Below are 2,340 nucleotides of genomic sequence, written 5' to 3' on the forward strand. Positions count from 1 at the left end.
CCGCTCGCTGTCCCGGGCGGGCGGACCGCCGTACGGAATGGCACGGGCCGGCCGCGGCGCCTGTTCACCGCCTCGCGCGGAGCCGCGTACGGGTCGGCCGGCCGTGCCGGGAAGCGTCGGCTCCGCCGGGAACCCGCCGGACGGGCGGCGCGTCGCCCCCGGGTCAGGTCCTGGGCCGCTGGACGCTCTCCAGGAGCATGTCCAGCCACTCCGCGACCTTGTCGCGGTGCTGGTCGGTGGGCAGCTGGGCGGCCCGCCAGGCGATCCCGCGCACCCCGTGGTCCTGCAGCAGCCGCTCCAGCGGGTCGTCGGCCGGTGCCGTCGCCGCCCGCTTCCGGTCCGCGAGTTTCTGCAGCAGCTCCTGCTCGGTGTGCTGGAGCGCGCCCGCGAGCGCCTCGGGGTCCTCGGCGGTGAGGAAACCGGCGTGCACCCGGAAGAACCGCTGGATGGCGTCGCAGTGCTCCATGGTCGGGCGCCGGTCGCCGTTGATCAGTGCTCCGGCCTGCTGCCGGGACATGCCCGCGCCGTCGGCGATCTCCTGCTGCGTGTACTTGCGGCCGTTCGGCTTCAGCCGGGTGCGGCGCAGCAGGTCCAGCCGCTGCACGAACCGCGCCTGCACATCGGGCTCGCCCGCGGACCGGCCGCTCAGCAGCGCCTTGACCACGGGCTCGGGGACACCGGAGGCGGCGGACAGCCGGCCGACGTCGAAGACCTCGGTGTGCGCCACGCCGAGCCGGTCGGCGAGTGCGGTGACGCGGGCGACGACGGCCGGCAGCGCGGTCGTCGGCGTGGCACCCGGACCCTCGAAGCCACCCGTCACCGAAAGATCTCCTACGTCTCTCACAGGCTTCTCACAAGCGATTGCCGTGAACTTCACGGAGACTAGCCGTTGTCTCGAACCCACATCCAGGTCTCGCCACAACTGTGGCCAATTTCAGCCGTCAACCGGCATGAAATGCCACGATAGTTGACACGCCTCACGTGTGGGCAGCAGGATCGGGGCGCCGCGTCAGGGCCGCACAGGCAAGAGGGGTGACCTCCCGATGGCACATCAGGCAGGAGGGCAGCGGCCGGTACCGCGGCCCGTCCCCGGGACTCCCGGGGCCCAGGCCTATCTGCAGGACTACGCCGTCCTCCTGGAGGCGGTCCCCTTCCCCTCCCTGGTGGTCGACCACCGCTGGGACGTGCTGCTCACCAACACCGCCTTCCGGACGCTCTTCCAGGGTGTCGAGCCGCACCCCACGGCCCTGCCCGCCGACAACTTCCTCCGGTTCGTCCTCTTCCACCCGGACGCGGCCACGGTGCTCGGCGACCACGAGTCGAGCTGGTGCCTGCCGATGCTGGCCCACTTCGCCGGGGCCGTCGAACGGTACGGCCACGACCACGGCCTGGCGGCCATCCGCCGAGACATCGCCCAGGACCCCATCATGGAGGCCGCCTACCGGCACGGACTGCCGCACTGGCTGCGGGCCGTCGGCGAGCAGGCCGCCGAACACGACGGCTCCGTACGGCCGTTGCTGCACCCCGACCCGCGCTGGGGCGCCACGGACTGCCGGATCGTCACGGAGACGACCCCGGCCCTCCAGGACATGGACTGCACCCGGCTGACGCTGGTCCTGCGCGAGGCGCGCCGCACCCCGTCCGGGGTGCGCGGGCACCGACGCGCCGCCTCCCACCTGAGAGTGGTCCGCTCCACCGGCTGAGGCGGCCCTTCGCCGACGACGTCCGCCCTCTTCCCCGCAGCAGTGCTGTGTGACATATTACCGGCGTGAGCGAGCCGCTGACCTGCGATGTCGTGGTGGTGGGCGCCGGGATGACGGGCGCCGCCTGCGCCCTGTACGCGGCCCGGGCGGGCCTCGCCGTGACCGTGGTGGACCGGGGCCCCGTGGCCGGCGGCACGACCGGCGCGGGCGAGGGGAACCTCCTCGTCTCCGACAAGGCGCCCGGCCCCGAACTCGAACTCGCCCTGCTGTCCAACCGGTTGTGGGCACAGGTGGCACAGGAACTGGGCGGGCCGGTCGAGTACGAGGCGAAGGGCGGACTCGTCGTCGCCGAGACCCCCGAAACGCTCGACGGGCTGCGGAGGTTCGCGGACACCCAGCGGGCCGCCGGAGTGACGGCCGACCCCGTCCCCGGCGATCTGCTCCACGAGCTGGAACCGCGTCTGGCGCCCGGCCTCGCGGGCGCCGTGCGCTATCCGCAGGACGCCCAGGTGATGCCCGCCCTCGCCGCCGCCCAACTCCTGCGCGCCTCCGGGGCCCGGCTGCTCACCGGCCACGAGGTGACCGGGGTCCTGCGCACCGCCGGCGGCGCGGTGCGCGGGGTGCGCACGGACCGCGG

The 2,340-nt window shown here is 73.7% G+C and carries 3 protein-coding genes; 2 read left to right on the plus strand and 1 reads right to left on the minus strand.

The window, feature by feature from the left end:
- Nucleotides 1-163: 163 nt before the first annotated feature.
- Nucleotides 164-820, minus strand: coding sequence for a helix-turn-helix transcriptional regulator (locus B7767_RS28895; RefSeq protein WP_085574737.1), 657 nt, complete (start codon nucleotides 818-820; stop codon nucleotides 164-166).
- 223 nt (nucleotides 821-1,043) lie between these two features.
- Between B7767_RS28895 and B7767_RS28900 the strand changes: the two genes are divergently transcribed.
- Both B7767_RS28900 and B7767_RS28905 read left to right on the plus strand, forming a co-directional pair.
- On the plus strand, nucleotides 1,044-1,703 hold the full coding sequence (locus tag B7767_RS28900; RefSeq protein WP_085574738.1) for a hypothetical protein: 660 nt from the start codon (nucleotides 1,044-1,046) through the stop codon (nucleotides 1,701-1,703).
- 65 nt (nucleotides 1,704-1,768) lie between these two features.
- On the plus strand, nucleotides 1,769-2,340 hold a 572-nt coding region (locus tag B7767_RS28905; RefSeq protein ID WP_143652681.1), incomplete at its 3' end, for an FAD-binding oxidoreductase.

Origin of the sequence: Streptomyces sp. 13-12-16 (genome assembly GCF_002114215.1) — a bacterium.
Taxonomy (GTDB): Bacteria; Actinomycetota; Actinomycetes; order Streptomycetales; family Streptomycetaceae; genus Streptomyces.

What these genes read in the sequence shown, in the direction of transcription:
- B7767_RS28900 (WP_085574738.1), top strand. Translation starts at nt 1,044, where the DNA reads ATGGCACATCAGGCAGGAGGGCAGCGGCCGGTACCGCGGCCCGTCCCC.